Below are 19,542 nucleotides of genomic sequence, written 5' to 3' on the forward strand. Positions count from 1 at the left end.
CGGTGGACTGCCTTCACGCGGAAGGCAGGTGCGCCATGAGCTGCTGGTCGAGGTGCTCGCGCAGCGCGTCTTCGTCCAGCGATGCAAACACCGCACGACAGAATGCCGCCGTCAGCATCGCGCGCGCCTCGGCGAGCGGGATGCCACGCGAGCACAGGTAGAACAGAGAACGCTCATCCAGCTGTCCCACGGTGGCGCCGTGGGCGGCCTTCACTTCGTCCGCATAGATCTCGAGTTCCGGCTTGGTGTCGATCTCGGCCTGGCCAGAGAGCAACAGGTTCTTGCTGCTCAGGCTGGCATCGCTCCCGTCGGCGCCTTCGGCCACCACGATGGCGCCGCGGAACACGCCACGCGAACGCTGGTCGGCGACACCGCGCCAGACCGAATCCGAAGCCGTGTTGAGCGCCTGATGGCGGATGGCCATCTGCGTGTCGACATGCTGGCGACCGTTGAGCACGAACACGCCGCGGGTTTCCAGTCGGGAACGATCGCCGGCCAGCGTGGCGTGCAGGTCGTGGCGCACGAGTCCGCCGCCGAGTTCCAGCACGTACAGCGTAGCCTGCGCGTCTTCGTCCAGCTGCACGCTGTCATGACGGATCAGCGTGCCGCCGGATGCCGCGTTCTGCAGCGTGACGTGGCGCAGCTGCGCACCCTTGCGCAGCACGATGTCGGTGACCTGCGTGCCCAGGTGCTGCTGCTCGCCGCTGGCGACGTGATGTTCCGCCACCGACAGTTCCGCGCCCTCGCCCAGCTCGATGACGTGGCGTACGTGCCAGGCGAGATCGCTTTCCGCCGCCGCACCGACGAAGACCAGATGCACCGGTTGCGCCACCTTGGCGCCCGCCGCCACGCGCAGCACCACGCCGTCGCCCGCGAACGCGGCATTGAGACGCGCGAACGCATCGCCGCCTTCGCGGTAATGGCGCGACAGCGCGAACCGCAGCGGCTCGGCATCACCCTGGAGCGCCTGCGAGAGCGGCTGCAACTGCAGGCCCGCGGGCAAGGCATCGATGCGCGAGAGATCGGCGCGGAAGACGCCGTTGACGAAGACCAGCGCAGGACCGTCGACGCCTGGCAGCGCAAACGCTGCGCCATCGACCTCACGCGTCAACGCCTGTGTGTCGCCCTGCGCGAAGCGCCGCTGGCCCAGGGCTCGCAGCGCGGTGTACTTCCAGGCCTCCACGCGCGTATCGGGCAGGCCGGCGGAGAGAAGCGCCTCGAGATTCTCGCGGCGCGCGGCGTCCAGCCAGCCGATGCCGGCACCCGGCAAGTGGGCCTGCGTCGCCGCGTCAGCCAGCGACTCGACGAAGGGCGTGCGTTGCGCTTCGCTCATGCCGAGGCCCCGCTAAGCGCTGGATCCTTGTCCGCCACCCAGGCGTAGCCGTGGGCTTCGAGCTTGAGTGCCAGCGTCTTGTCGCCGCTTTCCACGATGCGGCCATCGGCCAGCACGTGCACGAAATCGGGCTCGATGTAGTCCAGCAGGCGCTGGTAATGGGTGATCACCAGGAAGCCACGCTCGGTCGAGCGCAGCGCATTCACGCCCTGCGCCACCTGCTTGAGCGCATCGATGTCCAGGCCAGAGTCGGTCTCGTCGAGGATAGCGAGCTTCGGCTCCAGCACCGCCATCTGGAAGATCTCGTTGCGCTTCTTTTCGCCACCCGAGAAACCTTCGTTCACCGCGCGGTGCAGCAGCTCGTCGGAGATCTGCATGATCTTGAGCTTCTCGCGCACCAGCTTCAGGAACTGCATGGAATCCAGCTCTTTCTCGCCGCGCTGCTTGCGCTGCGCATTGAGCGCGGCGCGAAGGAAGTAGGTGTTGTTCACCCCGGGGATTTCCACCGGATACTGGAAGGCCAGGAACACGCCGGCCGCGGCGCGCTCTTCCGGCTCCAGCGCCAGCAGGTCGACGCCGTTGAACGTCACGGAACCTCCGGTCACCTCGTAACCATCACGACCGGACAGCACGTTGCCCAGCGTGGACTTGCCGGCGCCGTTGGGCCCCATGATCGCGTGCACCTCGCCCGGGTTCACGGTGAGCGTGAGGCCCTTGAGGATGTCCTTGCCCTCGACGCGGGCGTGCAGGTTTTCGATCTTCAGCATGGTGATTACTCGATGGAATCAGGCGTTCTCGCCACCGTGGCGACGAAGCACGACATAGGTGAAAGCTTGGGAACCGCCCGACGGCGTGCGGTGCACGTCGCGACTGTCGGCGATCAGTTCGAAGGAATCCTTGAATAGCCCGGCCAACGCGGGCGCGTCATAGCGCGCGACGGGGAGGCCACTGCAGCGCTCCGGGCCGTCCGCCGCGAAGACACCCACGACGAGATAACCGCCCGGCTTCACGACGCGCGACGCAGCGGCGACATAACGCACGCGATCACCCGCATCGACCAGGAAATGCAATACCGCGCGGTCGTGCCATAGCCCGACGGACGGCAAGTCGGCTGTGACGACATCGCCGACGATCCAGTGCACGGCCTCGGCTTTCGCGCCGAGGCGTTGACGGGTTTCGTTGAGCGCCACACTGGACAGGTCCAGCACGCTCACGTCGCTGTAACCATCCAGCAGCAAGTCGTCAGCCAACGTGGAACGACCACCGCCCACGTCCAGCACGGGCACGTCGCGCGGGAGGTCCAACGCGTCGATAAGGCGTAACGACTCGTCGAGGCGCGGGCTGAACCAACTGGTCTGCGCCTCGCCCTTCTCGGCATACACCGAATCCCAGTGCGATGACCGGACGACGCTCATCCCACCGCACCTTCCAGCGAGACTTCCAGCAGCTTCTTCGCTTCGACGGCGAATTCCATCGGCAGCTCGCGGAATACCTGCTTGCAGAAACCGTCGACGATCATCGACACGGCATCTTCCTCGCCGATGCCGCGGCTGCGGCAGTAGAACATCTGGTCGTCGGAGATCTTCGAGGTGGTGGCCTCGTGCTCGACGATGGCGGTGGGATTCTTCACTTCCATATAGGGGAAGGTGTGCGCGCCGCACTTCTTGCCGATCAGCAGGCTGTCGCACTGCGTGTAGTTGCGCGCGCCTTCGGCACCCTTTTCCACCTTCACCAGGCCGCGATAGCTGTTGTTGCTGCGGCCGGCGCTGATGCCCTTGGACACGATCTTGGACTTGGTGCCCTTGCCGATGTGGATCATCTTGGTGCCGGTATCGGCCTGCTGGCGATGGTGCGTGAGCGCCACCGAATAGAACTCGCCCACCGAACGGTCGCCGCGCAGTACGCAGCTGGGGTATTTCCAGGTGATGGCCGAACCGGTTTCCACCTGGGTCCACGAGATCTTCGAATCATCGCCGCGGCAGTCGCCGCGCTTGGTCACGAAGTTGTAGATGCCGCCGACGCCGTTCTCGTCGCCGGGGTACCAGTTCTGCACGGTCGAATACTTGATCTGCGCCTTTTCCAGCGCCACCAGTTCCACCACGGCGGCGTGCAGCTGGTTCTCGTCGCGCATCGGCGCGGTGCAGCCTTCGAGGTAGGACACGTAGGCGCCCTCTTCCGCGATGATCAGCGTGCGCTCGAACTGCCCGGTGTGGCCGGCGTTGATGCGAAAGTAGGTGGACAGCTCCATCGGGCAGCGCACGCCCTTGGGAATGAACACGAATGAGCCGTCGGAGAACACGGCGGAGTTGAGCGCGGCGAAGTAGTTGTCGCCGGTCGGCACCACGCTGCCCAGGTACTTCTGGACCAGCTCGGGATGTTCGCGGATCGCTTCGCTCATCGAGCAGAAGATCACGCCCGCCTCGGCCAGCTCCTTGCGGAAGGTGGTGCCCACCGACACCGAGTCGAACACCGCATCCACGGCGACGCCGGCGAGCTTGGCGCGCTCGTGCAGCGGCACGCCGAGCTTGTCGTAGGTTTCCAACAGCTTCGGATCGACCTCGTCCAGCGACTTGGGCTTGTTCTTCGGCGAGGCGTAGTAGCTGATCGCCTGGAAATCGATGGCGCCGATCTTGAGCTTGGCCCAGTGCGGCTCGGGCATGGTGAGCCAGTGGCGATAGGCCTTCAGGCGCCACTCGGTCATCCACTCCGGCTCGTGCTTGAGCGCCGAGAGCTGGCGGATGATGTCCTCGGACAGGCCGGGCGGCAGGCTGTCGGTTTCGATGTCGGTGACGAAACCGGCTTCGTAGCGGCGGCCCAGCGCGGCGGCCACTTCGGCGTTGTCGCGAAGCGTGGCGGAGGTATCGCTGCGGTCGGTGGTTTCGGTAGTCATATCGATCTTCGTGTCGTCGTCGCGGTCGGTGGTTGCGGATCGGTCAACCGATCAGGGTCGCATCGATGCGGCGACTGGGAGGTTTGAGCATGTCGGACAGGCTGACCGCGCGCAGGGCGTTGTCCACGACGCTGTTGACGCGCTGCCAGTTGGATCGCACGCCGCACTGCGACTCGCGGTCGCACTGGCCTTCGGCGACGCTGCACTCGGTCATCCCGATGGGGCCTTCCAGCGCTTCGACGATCTGCGCCAGGGTGATCTCCCCGGCCGGACGCGCCAGGCGGTAGCCGCCGTTGACGCCGCGAAAAGACTCCACCAGCCCCGCATGGCCCAGCGACTTGAGCAGCTTGCTCACGGTGGGCAGTTCCAGGTGCATCTCATCGGCGATCTGCGCCGTGCTGAGCACGTCGTCGGGATGGGCGGCGATACAGGTCATCACCACCGTGGCGTAGTCGGTGAGGCGGCTGACGCGAAGCATGGGGAGCGGCCGGAAGGGACTGCGGGAATCGGTACCAAAATGGTACTGATTAATGCCTTGTGGGTCAAACCGCAGTGGTGCACCAAGATCGGGCGATCCCAGACTCCGGATGCACTGATTTCGGGCAAGCGAGGCTCGTGGCGTCTCGGCCTGCCGACCCGACAGCCGCCATGCTCGACCTCGCCCGACGCGCCGCTGCCGGCTAACCCACTGAGACCACTGGATTCCAGCCTGCGCCGGAATGACGGCAGCCAAGACTCCACAGCATGACCCGGCGCCATGGCACGCATCCTGCTGCACCGCGACATATCCATGTCACGGGGAGCGTTCGGGGATGAAATGGATCACGGCGATCATCAAGCCGTTCACGCTGGACGACGTCCGGCAGGCGCTGACCGAGGTGGGCGTGACGGGCATGACCGTCACGGAGGTGAAGGGTTTTGGCCGCCAGCACGGGCATACCGAGCTGTACCGCGGCGCTGAGTACGTCGTCGACTTCCTGCCCAAGCTGAAGCTCGAGGTCGCGATAGCCGACGAGCAGCTCGACCAGGCGGTGGAGGCCATCATGGGCGCCGCGCGTACCGGCAAGATCGGCGACGGCAAGATCTTCGTCAGCGAGCTGGAACAGGCCATCCGCATCCGCACGCAGGAGGTGGACGTCGATGCGCTTTGACGCCCGGTCCGCCCGCCCTGCGCTCGCGCTCGCCGCGCTGGTCGGTACGTCGCCTGCCTGGGCACAGGCCGCCGCCGCGCCCACACATATCGACAGCGGCGACACCGCCTGGATGCTCACCGCCACCGCCTTCGTGCTGCTGATGACCATTCCGGGCCTGGCGCTGTTCTACGGCGGCATGGTGCGCGCGAAGAACCTGCTCTCGGTCCTGATGCAGTGCTTTGCCATCACTGCGCTGGTGACGGTGCTGTGGCTGCTCTACGGCTTCTCGCTGGCGTTCAGCACGGAAGGCATGCATGCGGGAATGACCAACCTGCACTCCTTCATCGGCGGACTGGACCGCGTGCTGCTCGCCGGGCTCACGCCCGATTCGCGCTACCAGACCGTGCCGGAAAGCGTGTTCGTGATGTTCCAGATGACCTTCGCCATCATCACGCCCGCGCTGATCATCGGCGCCTTTGCCGAACGCATGAAATTCAGTGCACTGCTGTGGTTCAGCGGCCTGTGGCTCACCATCGTCTACCTGCCGGTGGCGCACATGGTGTGGAGCGGTCCGGGCTCGTTCCTCGGCGATCTCGGCGTGATCGATTTCGCCGGCGGCACGGTGGTGCATATAAACGCGGGCATCGCCGGCCTGATCGCCTGCCTGGTGATCGGCAAGCGTCGTGGTTATCCGAACGTACCAATGCCACCGCACAACCTTGGCTACACCGTCATGGGTGCGAGCCTCCTGTGGCTGGGCTGGTTCGGCTTCAACGCGGGATCGGCCGTGGCCGCCAACGGCAGCGCGGGCATGGCGATGCTGGTGACGCAAATCGCCACCGCCGCCGCCGCGCTGGGCTGGCTCGCCGCCGAGTGGATCGTGCACGGACGGCCCAGCGTACTCGGCATCGTTTCCGGAGCCGTGGCCGGCCTGGTCGCCGTGACGCCGGCCGCAGGCACGGCAGGCCCAGGTGGTGCGCTGGTGCTCGGCCTCGTGGCCGGCGTGATCTGTTTCTTCAGCGCCACGCGACTGAAGCACAAGCTGGGCTACGACGACTCGCTCGACGTGTTCGGCGTGCATGCGATCGCAGGCATCGTCGGCGCGCTGCTCACCGGCCCACTCGCCTCGCCCAAACTGGGCGGCTTTGGTGCGGTGGAATCGGTGTGGGGGCAGCTGTGGATCCAGACCAAGGGCGTGGGTTTCACGGTGATCTGGAGCGCCGTACTCAGCCTTGTGATCCTCAAGCTGATCGACTGGACATTGGGTTTGCGCGTGGACGACGAGCAGGAGCTGATCGGCCTCGATATCGCGCTGCATGAAGAGAAGGCTTACAACCTGTCTTGAGCTAGAGCCCCTCTCCCTGTGGGAGAGGGGTTGGGTAGAGGGTGCGGGGCTCGCGTAGCCTTTCACCCTTCGCTCCGCCCGCACCCTCATCCGCCTGCCGGCACCTTCTCCCGGAGGGAGAAGGAATCTTCGATGAATGTCCCGGGGCGCCGGTACAGTTCGCCCACTCCACCCGCTAAGCTGCATGCAATTCCATACGCAGCATGTTATGGCTAACGTTCACGACCGCGCCGCCGCCCGCCTGGACTGGACACGCTCCGCCCTCGGCGACGCCACGCTTACCCTCGAGCCCGCCTCTTCCGACGCCAGCTTTCGCAGTTACTGGCGCACGCATCACCACGGCCGCAGCTGGATCGTGATGGATTCGCCGCCCGAGAAGGAGGATCCACGCCCTTGGCTGGCCATCGGCGAACGCCTCGCCGCCACCGGCGTGCACGTGCCAGCGGTGCATGCGAAGGACCTGGAACAGGGTTTTCTGCTGATCGAGGATTTCGGCAATCGCCTTTATCTGTCCGAACTCAACGCCCGCACGGCCGATGCGCTCTACAGCGATGCCATGGATGCCCTGCTGCTCATGCAGAGCCGCATGGATCATCGCGACCTGCCGCCGTTCAGCCATCAGGTGCTGGTGACCGGCCTGGAAGTGATGCCGGAATGGTTCCTTGATCGCCACCTCGGCCACACGCCGAGTTGCGACGAGTGGGATGTGCTTGAGGCGGCCTTCGACGTGATCATCCGCAACGCGCAGGAGCAGCCTCGCTGCTTCGTGCATCGCGACTATCACAGCCGCAACCTGCTCGTCGTCGACGAGAACAACCCGGGCGTGATCGATTTCCAGGGCGCACTGGCCGGCCCGATCACCTACGACCTCGCATCCTTGCTGCGCGATGCCTACATCGTGTGGCCGCGCGAACGCATCGAAGGCTGGGTCGAGTCGTATCGCCAGCGTCTGCTCGACGCCGGCATGATCAACGACAAGGTAACGCGCGCGCGCTTCCTGCGCTGGTTCGACCTCACCGGCATGCATCGCCACGTGCGCGTGCTCGGCCAGTTCTATCGCCTGTGGTATCGCGACGGAAAGCCGGGGTATCTCGCCAACGTACCGACCGTCTATCACTACGTGGTCACGGTGGCGCGCCACTACCCCGAACTCGCCGACTTCGTCGCTTTGCTCGAGCGTCACGCGGAAGGCCGCGACCTCACGCAGGTGGCCGCCGCATGAGGCATGCATTGATCTTTGCCGCAGGCCTGGGCGAACGCATGCGCCCACTCACCAACCACACGCCCAAGCCGCTGCTGCCCGTCGGCGGCAAGCCGCTGATCGAATGGCACCTGGAGAAACTCGCCGCGATCGACGTGCGCTACGTGGTGATCAACACCTCGCATCTGGCGGAGCAGTTCCCCGACGCGCTCGGCGACGGTTCGCGCTGGGGGCTGCGCATCCGCTATGCGTATGAAGGCCCCACGCCACTGGAAACCGGCGGCGGCATGCTCAATGCACTGGACCTGCTCGGCCCCGAACCGTTCCTGGTCATCAGCGGCGATATCTGGACCGATGCGGATTTCCGTACCCTGCCCGCCGAGCCTGCGGGCATGGGACACCTGCTGATGGTCGACAATCCCGCGCATCATCCACGCGGCGACTTTTCGCTGGACGCGAAGGGCGTGCTGCACGATGGCGATGCGTTGCCTCGACTCACCTACAGCGGCATCGGCATGTTCCGGCGCGAGCTTCTGCATGACTGGCGCGCCGTAGTCGACGATGCGGGCGCCACGGAAACGCCCCCGCGCTTCAAGCTGAGACCGCTGCTGGAACGTGCGATGTCACTCGCTCAGCTGCATGGCAGCCACCATCGCGGCAACTGGACGGACGTGGGTACGCCGCAAAGGCTCGCCGAACTCGACGAGAGGCTGAGTCGACCGTAACGTCGCTGTAGGAGCGCACCCAGTGCGCGACCGCAGAGGTTCGGCATTGCCGCTCCGTAGGCTTTTCGCGCACTGGGTGCGCTCCTACAGGGCTGGCCCGCGCCACGGGCGGCACACCGCAAAATCCTGCCGGTTTGAGGCTTTGCCATGCACGGAGGTATCCTAAACCGCCCGGTTCTGTAGCCCGTAGGGCCGCCACACGTGGCGCGCCTGTCCGATGTATCTCCCTGCAGGACCGTCCGTTTTCATCGCTAGGTATCGACGATGTCCGAACTGTGGTCCCTCCTGGTCAACGGGTTCAGCACGCATGGCGTGCAGCCGGTGCTGCAGTTCCTGCATCTGCAGAACCTGGCCGGTGATCCCAACGACATCGCCGAGTCGCTGCTCATCGCCACGCTGCAGCTGTGCATCATCGGCTTCATCTTCCGCCCGCTGGAGAGCCTCGTGCCGGCGGAGAAGTGGACCGACCGCAAGCTGACCAAGGTCGATTTCCAGTACACCCTGCTGATGCTCGTGGGCATCTTCCCGATCTTCAGCTATCTGGTGCTCACGCCGATCGCCAATTATTTCGGCGGCCCCGATACCGGCCCCAGTGACGCAAGCGCATCGCCCTTGGCGATCACGCACTGGTTTCCCGCGCTGAAAGAACATCCGTGGCTGCTGTTCGGCTGCTACTACATCGTCTACGACTTCACCTATTACTGGATGCATCGCCTGCAGCACGCATTGCCGTGGTGGTGGGCGTTGCACAGCATGCATCACAGCACACGACAGATGAGCTGCTGGACAAACGATCGCGGCAGCCTCATCGACGGTTTCATCCAATCGATGATCCTGGCGACCGTGGGCATCGTGATGGGCGTGGAACCTGACCAATTTGCCTGGCTCGTGCTGGTCGGCGAACTGGTGCAGAACTTCTCGCATGCGAATGTGCGCATCGGCTTCGGCCCGCTGTTCAACCGCGTGTTCGTGGCACCGAAGTTCCATCGACTGCACCACATGCTGGTGGATCCGGCGCGACCCAACCTGCACAACTGCAACTTCGGCCAGGTCTTTTCGATCTGGGACGTACTGTTCGGCACGGCGCTGTACGGCGAACCGCTGCGCCCCACCGGCGTAGGCGATCCGATGGTGGACGACGACAACAACCACGGCCTGGTCGGACTGCACTGGAACGCCTGCAAGCGCTTCTGGGGGGCGGTGCGTCGGCCGGCCGGATGGAAGTTCGGTGAAGTGGCCTTCAGCCCGAACTACGAGCCGATCCCCGTCGACCAGCTCGATCTGCATGCGTTGGGACATCACGTCACGCAGCCGTCACCGTCGCACGCAGAGCCGACGCTGGCGAACAAGGTCGCGCAGGAAAGCGCCTCGACCGCCTGACCCAGCCGCCTGCGGGCGTGAGCTTGCGTGACAGCGGAGGTGCCCGTCGCGCGATCGACGCCATCAAGCGGCATCGCTTCGTCGCATGCCGCATGGGTCCGCATCACCCTCGTGCATATCGAGGCGATCACCGTGCTTCCGCGTAAACCTTACGAAAGCATTTCATCGCGTCGTGACGGCTAGGGTCATCCCAGCCGCCTGAACGTCTTCTCAATTTTTCCGCACCCGCGCCGATAAGACCTGTGCGCGGAGTGATGGGCTCCGTATTCCGGAGCGAATATGTTGGTCCTGGTCGGCGCCTTCGTGGTCCTTGCCTGCGTGCTTGGTGGTTTCGTGCTGTCCCATGGGCAGATTCTGGCGTTGTGGCAACCGTATGAGCTGCTGATCATCGGCGGCGGCGCGATGGGCGCCTTCATTTCCGCCAACCCTCCCAAGGTGGTGAAGGCGGCGCTGCGCGATGCGATGGGCCTGCTGAAAGGCGCGAAGTACCAGAAGCAGGATTACATCGACCTGTTGTCGATGCTCTATGACCTGTTCAGCCTGATGCGCAAGGAAGGCCTGCTCGGCATCGAGGAACACATCGAAGACCCGCAGTCGAGCTCGCTGTTTTCGGCCTATCCGCGCCTGCTGCGCGAACATCACCTGATCGAATTCACCACCGACTGCCTGCGCCTGATCGTTGGCGGCAGCATGAATCCACACGAGCTGGAACAGCTGCTGGAAGTGGAGCTGGAAACGCATCATCACGAAGCGATCGCGCCCGCGCTCGCCATGACGAAGATGGCAGATGCGCTGCCTGGCTTCGGCATCGTCGCGGCCGTGCTGGGCATCGTCACCACCATGTCACAGCTCGGCGACGATACCTCGCGCATCGGCATGCACATCGCGGGCGCACTGGTCGGCACCTTCCTCGGCATCCTGCTTTGCTATGGCTTCATCGGACCGCTGGGCGCCGCCATGGAAAACCGCGTGCAGGAAGACGGCCGGGCGTTCGAGTGCGTGAAGATCGCGCTGCTGGCCAACCTTCGCGGTTACAACCCGAAGGTCGCGGTGGAATTCGCGCGCAAATCGCTTTCCTCCAACACCCGGCCCGGCTTCCAGGATCTGGAAGACCACCTCAAGGCTTCGCCGCGCGCCAAGGCCGCGGCATGAGCGACCAAGGCGACCTAACACCCATCATCGTTCGCCGGGTGAAGCGGCGTGGACACGGCCACCATGGCGGCGCGTGGAAAGTGGCCTATGCCGACTTCGTAACGGCCATGATGGCCTTCTTCCTGGTGATGTGGCTGATCGGCGCAGGCACGCGGCAGCAACGCGCCGCCATCTCCGAATACTTCAAGAATCCCAGCATGACGCAGGGCACGGCGACGATGGCTCCGTCTGGCCAGTCGGGTCCCGGCGGTGCCAGCAACAGCATGATCAAGCTCGGCGGCGCGATGGATCTCCCGCATGGCCCGGGCCACGACAAACAAGGCGCCGCCGCCGCGAGTGTCGATCCGAAGGACATCGAGAAGGAAGCGCGCAAGCAGGAACGCGCGCGCCTGGAAGAACTGATGCAGCAATTGCAGGCCGCGATCCAGAGCAGCCAGGCGCTCGCTCCGTTCAAGGACCAACTATTGCTGGACATCACGCCCGAGGGTCTGCGCATCCAGATCGTCGACAAGCAGAACCGCCCGATGTTCGACCTTGGCAGCGCGCAACTGCGGCCATATACCGAGACGATCCTGCAGGAGCTGGCAGGCTTCATCAATCGCGTACCCAACCGCATCAGCATCTCGGGCCACACCGACGACGCGCCGTACAGCAGCGATCATCATTACAGCAATTGGGAACTGTCCGCCGACCGCGCCAACGCCGCACGGCGCTCTTTGCTGGCCGGCGGACTGCCAGAGGAAAAGATCGCCCGCGTCGTCGGCCTCGCCGCCTCGGTGCCGTTCGACCGCGCCAATCCCGGCGACCCGATCAACCGCCGCATCAGCATCATCGTGATGAACAAGCAGACCGAAGCGAATTCGCTCTCGCAGGAAGCCGGCCCGATCGACGCGAAGGCTACTGGCACGTTGCTTCCACCAGTCGCAGCCATCGCGCCCGCAACGTCACCGACCATTGATGGGCCCGCACTTGAGGCTGCCAGCAATCCTGCGATGGACGCTGCCAGGCAATCTCCCGATTCGCCCTGAAAGCCGTTTACGGGCCATGGCGCGCTGATGCGCGTCCACTACCGGCCACTTCCAAGCCGGCGCAAACCACTCGAAAGCGGGCGCAGCTTCGATCATGAGGTGGCTTGTCCACTTCGAAACGAAGTGAGCTGTCGTGATCACGGCACGACAGCCCATGATGCCCTGCATGAGCAGACAGTCCGTATGCAGTTCGGTCCATGAACAAAGTGCGAAGCGCGATCTCGTCACCTCCTACCTCGCCGCTGAGCCCGCATACCCAGAACGACAAACACGCGTCGATGCGAGATCGAGTAATAGTCCCCGCCTCATCTATCTCCCAAGCGCAAAAAAGCCGCCGGCAAAGCCGGCGGCCAAGGGAGGGCAAGCAAGCATACAACCTTGCCAGCCAGATCTGCCCTGCGGTACGGCGGGAGTTGTACCGCAGGGCGCGATTTCCGTCTGAAGCTTAGAAGTCGTAGGTCACACCGAAGCGGATCGAACGCGGGTTGTTGTAACCACGCGGGCGACGGTAGTTCGGCTGCAGGTAGTACTCGTAGACGTAGGTTGGTTCCTGCCAGTTGAAGACGTTGTTCGCGTACACGCTAAACGCCAACTTGTTGTCCGCGAAATTCGGACGATATTCCAGGTTGAGCGATACGTTCTTCTGCCATGGCAGATCACCCGCGGTACCTGCCGGAGCCGGTTTGCCGCCGCACCAGTGATAGTACGGGCCGTTGTAGGCAGGAGCCGTCTCGTCCGGGCCGTAGTAGCCCGAGCAGTTGGTCGGCGCACCCGAGATCAGCGACACGAGACCTGACAAGTTCCATTCCTTCGAGAACTGGTAGGTACCGTAAGCCTTGAACTGGTGGGTGTGGTCATTGTGCTGGCGACCACCTGCGTACTCCATAAGCACCGGATAGTCCCAGTCCTGCGTGGCAGCGATGTCCTGCTGGCCGATGTCAGACTTCACCTGGCCTTCCGTGTTGCCGTAGCTGCGCGAGAAGGTGTACATGAAGCGACCCTGCCACTTGCCGTCGAACGGATGCTCGACGTACAGATCCAAGGCGTAGTAGTCGCGCTTGGCGTGCGCGAAACCAAGCTCCTTGGCGCTAAGCGTGAACTGCCCATAACCACCATTGCCGTCGGGCAGCTGGAACGTCGCACCACGGCCAGGGTTGAAGAAGTAGCAGCCACGCAGTTGGTCGGTATCGAGGCCAGCGGCTTCGGCCTTGTCGAAGAACAGCTGGTAGTTACAAGTGTCGTCGATGGCGTTCTTGAGGCTGCGGTAGGTCGCCTTGGCACCGTAGCTCCACTTGTCGTTGAACTGCTTGTCGAAACCGAGGATGTACTCGTCCTGATACTGCGCTGTCAGCGAGCGGGCGGTCACCGTATTCGGATCCGGAGCCTGGCCATACTCGTTGTTCGCCGAGATCTGCGCACCCGGTCCCTTGATCGTATCGATCGGGGTCAGACCCGTCGGGTAGCCGGTTGCCGGGTCGATTCCGGTGTAGGTGTAGTACACACGGGTATAAAGCGAACCAGAAGCACCACGCAACGCCACGCTGGTCGGCAGCGCGAGGTAGTAGCGACCGGCATTACCGTAGACCTTGAAGCTGGAGTCGCCATTCACGTCCCAGCTGAAGCCAAGGCGGGGAGCCCACTGCGGCTTGGTCTGGCGGATGTAAGGTGCGCCATCGCTGTTGTAGTTGGTGAACTGGTCGTTACGCAGACCCAGCTTCACCAGCCAGCGGTCGCTGACCTGCCAGCTGTCTTCAATGTACTGCGCGCGCTGCTCCACGCGAACCGAGGCAGCGGTCTTGTAGAAGTACTGGTCGACGTAGTAACCCTCGGCACCGCCCGGGTAAGCCCCTGGTGCATCCACCTGGCCCGAGATGATTTCCGAACTCGGGTTCGTCATCTGGCCGTATTCCCACATGTAACCCGCGTTCGTCGGGACGTAGTCGCCGTCGTTCAGGTCCTGCGTGCGCTGGTTGTCGATACCCACCGTAATGGTGTGGTCGCCCAGCACATAGCTCAGGTCGAGGCGGTAGTTGGCACCCTTGGTCTGGTGGGCCGGGTCCGTAGTGGTATCCACTGCCTGGGTGTTGCCGATACCCGTGGTGCTGCCGGAGATCGCAGGGTTCTGGCTGCTCGGTCCATAGATATAGATCAGGTTCGGATCAAAGCTGGACGACAGCTCCGAGTACAGGTCAGTCTTCTGCTTGCCGTACTGCGCCGACAACGTGAGGTTGTCGGTGATGTAGCTGGTGTACTTGGCGATCCACATCATCGCAGAAGTCTTGGTGTGCGTATCACCAAAGAGGTGATCACCCTGCGAGTGGCTGGTGCTGTCGTAGTCGTAGATCTCGCCGTTGTAGCTGTGCTTGGTCGAAGCGCCGGTGAGTTCCAGGATGTTGGTGTCGTTGATGTTCCAGTCGAGCTTGGTGTACCAGCTCGGGTCGTGGTAGGTGCGCTCGCGCGACGTACCCGACGACTTGGGATCGACATAAGTATCCTGGGACTTGCTCGCTTCTGCTGCAGCGAAGAAGAACAGCTTATCCTTGATCAGCGGACCACCGACATAGGCGTCAGCCGTAGTGTTCCAGCCCTTGTTGGCATTGCGATATTGATACAGCGCACCAGCCGAGTTGGAAATATTGTGCGGATCACCCTTGAGAGACTCGGGCGTCCACAGCACCTGACCACCAAAGTGCCACTCATTGGTACCACGCTTGCCGATCTGGTTGAGCACGCCACCGTCGGAACGGCCGTACATCGCGCTGTAGCCACCGTTGAGCATTTCCTGCTGCTCGATGGCACCATAAGGGAGTGAGAGACCACCCAGGCCGTTAAGCGGGTCGGTCACGTTCATGCCGTTGATGTAGTACGCGTTCTCGCTGACACCAGACCCACCGATCGAGACCAGTGGATTTCCAGTCGGGCCGGTAAAGAAGCTGCTGCCCTGTACCACACCCGGCGCCAACAGCGCGATGGCTTCAGCGGTGCGGGCTATCGGCAGCCTGTCCAGTTCGGCTGAGGTGATGACCGTACGCGAGTCGACCGACGACACGTCGATAGCCGGCAGCGCGTTGGCCGTCACCGTGACAGAGGACAGTGCCTGCGCGTTAGCGGCAGAGGCAAACGATACCTCGGTACCCGCGTTCACCGTCAGACCGACATTCTTACGGGTGTCTACGACTGCGCCATCCTTCTGAAGGGTGACCGTGTAGTTGCCGAGCGGAAGGTTCGTGATGCGATAGCGACCCGAGCTATCGACCGCCACTTGGCGGGTCATACCCGTGTCGTTGGCCACCGTTACCGTTTGGCCGGCTTCCGCCTGGCCGAAGATGCTACCGGTGGTCGACTGAGCAAAAGCGACGCCCGTCAGCCCCATGGTGAGCGCTATGGCCAGCGACGAGCGGCGGAGTGCAGCGCCGCGATTCTGGAAATGGAACATCAGTTGGATCTCCCCGTTTTAGCCCGATAAAAGGGCAAAAGATGCCTGCCGTTCGCCTGACTGGCGATCGGTTCAAGTTGCCGTCTGGTGCGGTTCTGTCAGGCCCCCCTGCAGAAACCACCCTCCCCCCCTGGTGCGACGTAGTTGCTTGCGAACAGTTTTGAAAAACCTGTACTCAAGCTGTCGACAACAGAGCTTGGCGACGAAGGTAGAGTGTTTTCTTACGGAATGTCAACTTGCCGCAAGGATCGATTAACGAAAACTTGCTCTTTGCGCTATTTCGTACGCTGCCGTTTCGGCTGTAACTATCGGTTCTTCGGAAAGAAATTGGCCCGACCGGCTCGCTAAGGCACACGCACAAAAAAAAGCCGCCAGCGATGACTGGCGGCCCGGGAAGAGGATCCATGCGCGTCTTTCTGTGGCTCGACGCTGCATGCGGTTGCCCCGAAGGGCAACCGCGTGGTCAGGCGTGTCGTTCTGCTTGCTGTCTTAGAAGTCGTACGTGACCGAGAAACGACCGTAACGCGGCGTGGTCTGGTACAGCGCGGCGCCGTAGGTGTTGGACACCGTGTAGCGGCCGCTCTCATACGTCGCATCGAGCACGGTCGGCTTGCGCTCGTTCAACACATTGAACATGTTGAAGTTGAACGCCAGCTTCTGGTCGGCGAAGGACGGACGGTAGGTCACGCCCAGATCCAGGAACTTGGTCCAGGGCAGGCGGCCGTTCGTGCCCAGCGTGCTCGGCTCGCCGCCGCACCAGCGGTACTTGGACTTGTAACCCGACGGATCGCTTTCATTGGTGCCGTAGTAGCCCAGACAGGCCTTCGGCGCACCGGACATCATGCGGATCGCACCGGACACCATCCACTCCGGCGAGATCTGGTACGAGCCGTAGGCCTTCAGCTGGTGCGTGCGATCGTTCGAAAGCAGGCCGTTGCTGTTGACCATCAGGGCCGGGGTATCCCAGTCCTGCGTCTTGGACACGTCGTCCTGGCCGATGGTGGAGAGCACCTGGCCTTCCGTGTTGCCGTAGCTGCGCGAGAACGTGTAGTCGACGCGACCCATCCACTTGCCGTCGAACGGATGCTCCAGGAACAGATCCAGCGCGTAGTACTTGCGCTTGGCGCCGGTGGAGAAGCCCCAGTCGCTGGTCGACATGCTGACCTTGGAGTAGCCGCTGCCGTTGGCGTTCTTCAGCAGGAAGGTGTTGTTCTCGCCCGGGTTGAAGATCAGGCAGCCGTCGGGAATGACGACGCTGTCCGGGTCGATGCCGCTCTTTTCCACCTTCGCCGCCAGCGCATCCGGATCGCACACGTCGTCGATCGAGGTCTGCAGCTTGCGCAAGGTCACCTTGGCGCCGGCCACCCAGCTCGTGCCCAGCATCTTGTTGAAGCCCAGGATGGCTTCGTCCTGATACTGCGATTTCAGGTTCGACGCAGCGACCGACTTCGGATCCGGCGCAACGCCGTACTCGCCATTGGTCGACACCGGACCGGGGCCCATGGCCTTCAGGCCGGTAGGCGCACCATTGGCGTCGATGCCGCTGTAGGTGAAGTACTCATAGGTGAAGGTCGACGCCGAAGCGCCGCGGATCGCCACGCTGTTGGGCAGCGCGAGGTAGTAGCGGCCGAGGTTGCCGAACACCTTGAAGGTAGAGTCACCGAACACGTCCCAGCTGAAGCCCAGACGCGGTGCCCACTGGTCCTTCTGGTCGACGTATTTCTGCGCGGCGCTGTTGTAGTTGGTGAACTGGTCGTTGCGCAGACCCAGCTTCACCATCCAGCGGTCGTTGATCTGCCAGGTGTCTTCGAGGTACTGGGCCTTCTGGTCCACCGCCATGCTGGTGGTGGTCTGGAAGATGTAGCGCGCGGCGTAATAGCCGCGGCCGCCCGGAGCACCCACGTCGAACGCCGGCTGGATCGGCACGTTTTCCTTGCCTGCAGCGGCCTTGTAGTAGATCCAGGCGTAACCCGGGCCGCTCACCTGCTGGCCTTCGTTGATCGCCTTGTAGTGCATGTTGTCGATACCGCCGGACAACAGGTGATCGCCGAGCTTGTACTCCAGGTCGAGGCGCAGGCCGTGGGTCTTGTTCTTCGCACCCGGGTCCTTCACGTACAGCACCGAGTTCGAGTTGCGGATCGGGGTGCCGCCGGTGATGAGCGGATCCTGGTTGGTCACGCCGCTGAGGTAGTTCTGCGTGGTGGTCAGGCCCGGCGTGTTCGAGTAGTCGATCGCGCGGTTCTGGCCGTAGGTCGCGGTGAACGTCAGGTTGTCGGTGATGTAGCTGGTGTACTTGCCGACGTAGATGTCCGAACCCGTCTTGGTCGACGTGTCATAGCCGGCAAAGCCGCCTTCCACGCCGGTCTTGTAGTCGTACTTGTACAGCGAGCCGCTGTATTCGGTCTTGTTGGAGATACCGGTCAGCTCGAGGATGTTGCTGTCGTTGATGTTCCAGTCGAGCTTGGCGTAGTACTTGGGAATGTCGTACTTGTAGTAGGTGTTCGCAGGCACGGCCGCCGCCGACGTGGAGGTCGACTTGCCTTCCTGGCGCTCGGCTTCCGCCGCCACGAAGAAGTACAGCTTGTCCTTGATCAGCGGACCGCCCACGTAGGCGTCATAGGTGCGATTCCACTTCACGTTGTCCTTGCGCGAGCGGTACAGCGTGCCCGGCAGGTTCTTGTTGGTGTAGCCGTAGCCTGCCGGCAGCTGCTCGTTCGGGTAGTAGATGCTCTTGGGGTCTTCCGCGAGGAACTTGGGCGCCCACAACACCTGGCCACCGAAGTGCCATTCGTTGGTGCCGCGCTTGCCGACCTGGCTGATCACACCGCCGTCGGAACGGCCGTACATGGCGCTGTAGCCGCCGGTGTAGATTTCCTGCTGGTCGATCGCGCCGTATGGCATGCCGACGCCGCCGAGGTTCTTCAGCGGATCACTGGAGTTGTAGCCGTTGACGTAATACGCGTTCTCGCTGACCGACGAACCGCCGAAGGACACCACCGACGAACCCGCGGTCTGGCCGCTGAAATAGCTGCTGCCCTGGACCACGCCCGGGGCGAGCAGCGCGATCGCTTCGGCGCTGCGGCCGAGCGGCAGGCGCTCGAGGTCCTGCGAGGTGATCACCGTGCGCGAGTCCACCGACGAGACGTCGATGGCCGGCAGCGCATTGGCCGTCACGGTCACCGAGGAAAGCGCCTGGGCATTGGCGGCCGAGGCAAACGACACTTCCGTACCGGCGTTCACCGTGATGGCGACGTCCTTGCGGCTATCGACCGTGGCACCGTCCTTCTGCAGCGTGACCGAATAGGTGCCGAGCGGCAGGTTGCTGATGCGGTAGCGACCCGACTGGTCGACCGTGGCCGAGCGGGTGATACCGGTGGAACCGGAGACCGTCACCGTCTCGCCGGCTTCCGCCTGGCCAAAGATGGTGCCGGTGGTGGACTGGGCGAACGCCACGCCCGCCAGGCTCATGGTCAGCGCAGCAGCAAGCGTCGAACGACGCAGCAGGACGGCCCTGTTCAACGAACTAAAACTCATCTGGATCTCCCCAAGCAGCCCATAAATTTGGGCAAAAGAAACCTGCCGCTCGTCCTCGGGACGACCGGAGTCAGCTAGCTTCCAGTGCGGATCTGGCAGGCTCCCCCTGCAGAACCACCCCCGTTTCCCCCTTGTGCGGCGAGCAGTTCCTTGCGCCAAGCCGTTCTTAGCCTGACTCAAGACTGTCGTCCGGATGAGGGAATCGTGAAGGTAGAGCGTTTTCTTACGAAATGTCAACTTTTTGTAACAGTATTTGGCAATTTCTTGCGATTCATGCCGTCAGGGATTTCTGACCGACTGAGCACCACAGGAGCCGATGTGCCTATCCGTGCCGCGGCGTCGCCACTCTCACGACGTTCTCAAGGCCCTGCCGTCGGCCACTGGC

The 19,542-nt window shown here is 63.3% G+C and carries 14 protein-coding genes; 7 read left to right on the plus strand and 7 right to left on the minus strand.

Annotation, left to right across the window (positions count from 1 at the left end):
• Nucleotides 1–13 precede the first annotated feature (13 nt).
• Genes sufD through CA260_RS15610 form a run of 5 tightly spaced genes read right to left on the minus strand, consistent with a single transcriptional unit; the run spans nucleotide 14 to nucleotide 4,701 of the window.
• Nucleotides 14–1,333 (minus strand): Fe-S cluster assembly protein SufD, encoded by a 1,320-nt coding sequence (gene sufD / locus CA260_RS15590; protein ID WP_111983956.1) that lies wholly within the window; start codon nucleotides 1,331–1,333, stop codon nucleotides 14–16.
• Nucleotides 1,330–2,106 (minus strand): Fe-S cluster assembly ATPase SufC, encoded by a 777-nt coding sequence (gene sufC / locus CA260_RS15595; protein WP_425479750.1) that lies wholly within the window; start codon nucleotides 2,104–2,106, stop codon nucleotides 1,330–1,332. Before sufC ends, sufD begins: the two co-directional genes overlap by 4 nt.
• A 12-nt stretch (nucleotides 2,107–2,118) precedes the next feature.
• Nucleotides 2,119–2,748 (minus strand): class I SAM-dependent methyltransferase, encoded by a 630-nt coding sequence (locus tag CA260_RS15600; protein ID WP_111983958.1) that lies wholly within the window; start codon nucleotides 2,746–2,748, stop codon nucleotides 2,119–2,121.
• A complete protein-coding gene (gene sufB, locus CA260_RS15605; RefSeq protein ID WP_111983959.1) occupies nucleotides 2,745–4,223 on the minus strand; it encodes a Fe-S cluster assembly protein SufB in 1,479 nt (492 codons plus the stop codon). The genes CA260_RS15600 and sufB overlap by 4 nt, the downstream gene beginning before the upstream one ends.
• 43 nt (nucleotides 4,224–4,266) lie before the next feature.
• Nucleotides 4,267–4,701, minus strand: a complete 435-nt coding sequence (locus tag CA260_RS15610) for an SUF system Fe-S cluster assembly regulator (RefSeq protein WP_111983960.1) — start codon at nucleotides 4,699–4,701, stop codon at nucleotides 4,267–4,269.
• Between the two features lie 334 nt (nucleotides 4,702–5,035).
• Here CA260_RS15610 and CA260_RS15615 point away from each other — a divergent pair, with 334 nt between their 5' ends.
• The 7 genes from CA260_RS15615 (at nucleotide 5,036) to motB (ending at nucleotide 12,187) form a co-directional block, all read left to right on the plus strand.
• A complete protein-coding gene (locus CA260_RS15615; RefSeq protein ID WP_111983961.1) occupies nucleotides 5,036–5,374 on the plus strand; it encodes a P-II family nitrogen regulator in 339 nt (112 codons plus the stop codon).
• The gene (locus CA260_RS15620) at nucleotides 5,364–6,701 is read left to right on the plus strand and encodes an ammonium transporter (RefSeq protein ID WP_202864099.1); all 1,338 of its coding nucleotides are present in this window, start codon (nucleotides 5,364–5,366) and stop codon (nucleotides 6,699–6,701) included. Before CA260_RS15615 ends, CA260_RS15620 begins: the two co-directional genes overlap by 11 nt.
• A gap of 208 nt (nucleotides 6,702–6,909) precedes the next feature.
• Nucleotides 6,910–7,923, plus strand: a complete 1,014-nt coding sequence (locus CA260_RS15625) for an aminoglycoside phosphotransferase family protein (RefSeq protein ID WP_111983962.1) — start codon at nucleotides 6,910–6,912, stop codon at nucleotides 7,921–7,923.
• A complete protein-coding gene (gene murU / locus CA260_RS15630) occupies nucleotides 7,920–8,627 on the plus strand; it encodes an N-acetylmuramate alpha-1-phosphate uridylyltransferase MurU (RefSeq protein WP_111983963.1) in 708 nt (235 codons plus the stop codon). Before CA260_RS15625 ends, murU begins: the two co-directional genes overlap by 4 nt.
• Nucleotides 8,628–8,891: 264 nt before the next feature.
• Nucleotides 8,892–10,007 (plus strand): sterol desaturase family protein, encoded by a 1,116-nt coding sequence (locus CA260_RS15635; protein ID WP_111983964.1) that lies wholly within the window; start codon nucleotides 8,892–8,894, stop codon nucleotides 10,005–10,007.
• 279 nt (nucleotides 10,008–10,286) lie between these two features.
• On the plus strand, nucleotides 10,287–11,159 hold the full coding sequence (motA, locus tag CA260_RS15640; protein WP_111983965.1) for a flagellar motor stator protein MotA: 873 nt from the start codon (nucleotides 10,287–10,289) through the stop codon (nucleotides 11,157–11,159).
• Nucleotides 11,156–12,187 (plus strand): flagellar motor protein MotB, encoded by a 1,032-nt coding sequence (gene motB, locus CA260_RS15645; RefSeq protein WP_111983966.1) that lies wholly within the window; start codon nucleotides 11,156–11,158, stop codon nucleotides 12,185–12,187. The genes motA and motB overlap by 4 nt, the downstream gene beginning before the upstream one ends.
• Nucleotides 12,188–12,632: 445 nt before the next feature.
• Here motB and CA260_RS15650 read toward each other — a convergent pair whose 3' ends face one another.
• Nucleotides 12,633–15,623, minus strand: a complete 2,991-nt coding sequence (locus tag CA260_RS15650) for a TonB-dependent receptor (RefSeq protein ID WP_111983967.1) — start codon at nucleotides 15,621–15,623, stop codon at nucleotides 12,633–12,635.
• A 489-nt stretch (nucleotides 15,624–16,112) separates the two neighbouring features.
• Complete coding sequence (locus CA260_RS15655; protein WP_238149784.1) at nucleotides 16,113–19,157, minus strand: TonB-dependent receptor; 3,045 nt, start codon at nucleotides 19,155–19,157, stop codon at nucleotides 16,113–16,115.
• Between the last annotated feature and the right edge of the window lie 385 nt (nucleotides 19,158–19,542).

The organism is Dyella jiangningensis, assembly GCF_003264855.1.
GTDB classification, from domain to species: Bacteria; Pseudomonadota; Gammaproteobacteria; order Xanthomonadales; family Rhodanobacteraceae; genus Dyella; species Dyella jiangningensis_C.

Bases quoted from the DNA above. Each gene is read 5' to 3' on its own strand.
- sufD (WP_111983956.1), bottom strand. From the start codon at position 1,333: ATGAGCGAAGCGCAACGCACGCCCTTCGTCGAGTCGCTGGCTGACGCG.
- CA260_RS15600 (WP_111983958.1), bottom strand. From the start codon at position 2,748: ATGAGCGTCGTCCGGTCATCGCACTGGGATTCGGTGTATGCCGAGAAG.
- sufB (WP_111983959.1), bottom strand. From the start codon at position 4,223: ATGACTACCGAAACCACCGACCGCAGCGATACCTCCGCCACGCTTCGC.
- CA260_RS15610 (WP_111983960.1), bottom strand. From the start codon at position 4,701: ATGCTTCGCGTCAGCCGCCTCACCGACTACGCCACGGTGGTGATGACC.
- CA260_RS15615 (WP_111983961.1), top strand. From the start codon at position 5,036: ATGAAATGGATCACGGCGATCATCAAGCCGTTCACGCTGGACGACGTC.
- CA260_RS15620 (WP_202864099.1), top strand. From the start codon at position 5,364: ATGCGCTTTGACGCCCGGTCCGCCCGCCCTGCGCTCGCGCTCGCCGCG.
- CA260_RS15625 (WP_111983962.1), top strand. From the start codon at position 6,910: ATGGCTAACGTTCACGACCGCGCCGCCGCCCGCCTGGACTGGACACGC.
- murU (WP_111983963.1), top strand. From the start codon at position 7,920: ATGAGGCATGCATTGATCTTTGCCGCAGGCCTGGGCGAACGCATGCGC.
- CA260_RS15635 (WP_111983964.1), top strand. From the start codon at position 8,892: ATGTCCGAACTGTGGTCCCTCCTGGTCAACGGGTTCAGCACGCATGGC.
- motA (WP_111983965.1), top strand. From the start codon at position 10,287: ATGTTGGTCCTGGTCGGCGCCTTCGTGGTCCTTGCCTGCGTGCTTGGT.
- motB (WP_111983966.1), top strand. From the start codon at position 11,156: ATGAGCGACCAAGGCGACCTAACACCCATCATCGTTCGCCGGGTGAAG.
- CA260_RS15650 (WP_111983967.1), bottom strand. From the start codon at position 15,623: ATGTTCCATTTCCAGAATCGCGGCGCTGCACTCCGCCGCTCGTCGCTG.
- CA260_RS15655 (WP_238149784.1), bottom strand. From the start codon at position 19,157: ATGAGTTTTAGTTCGTTGAACAGGGCCGTCCTGCTGCGTCGTTCGACG.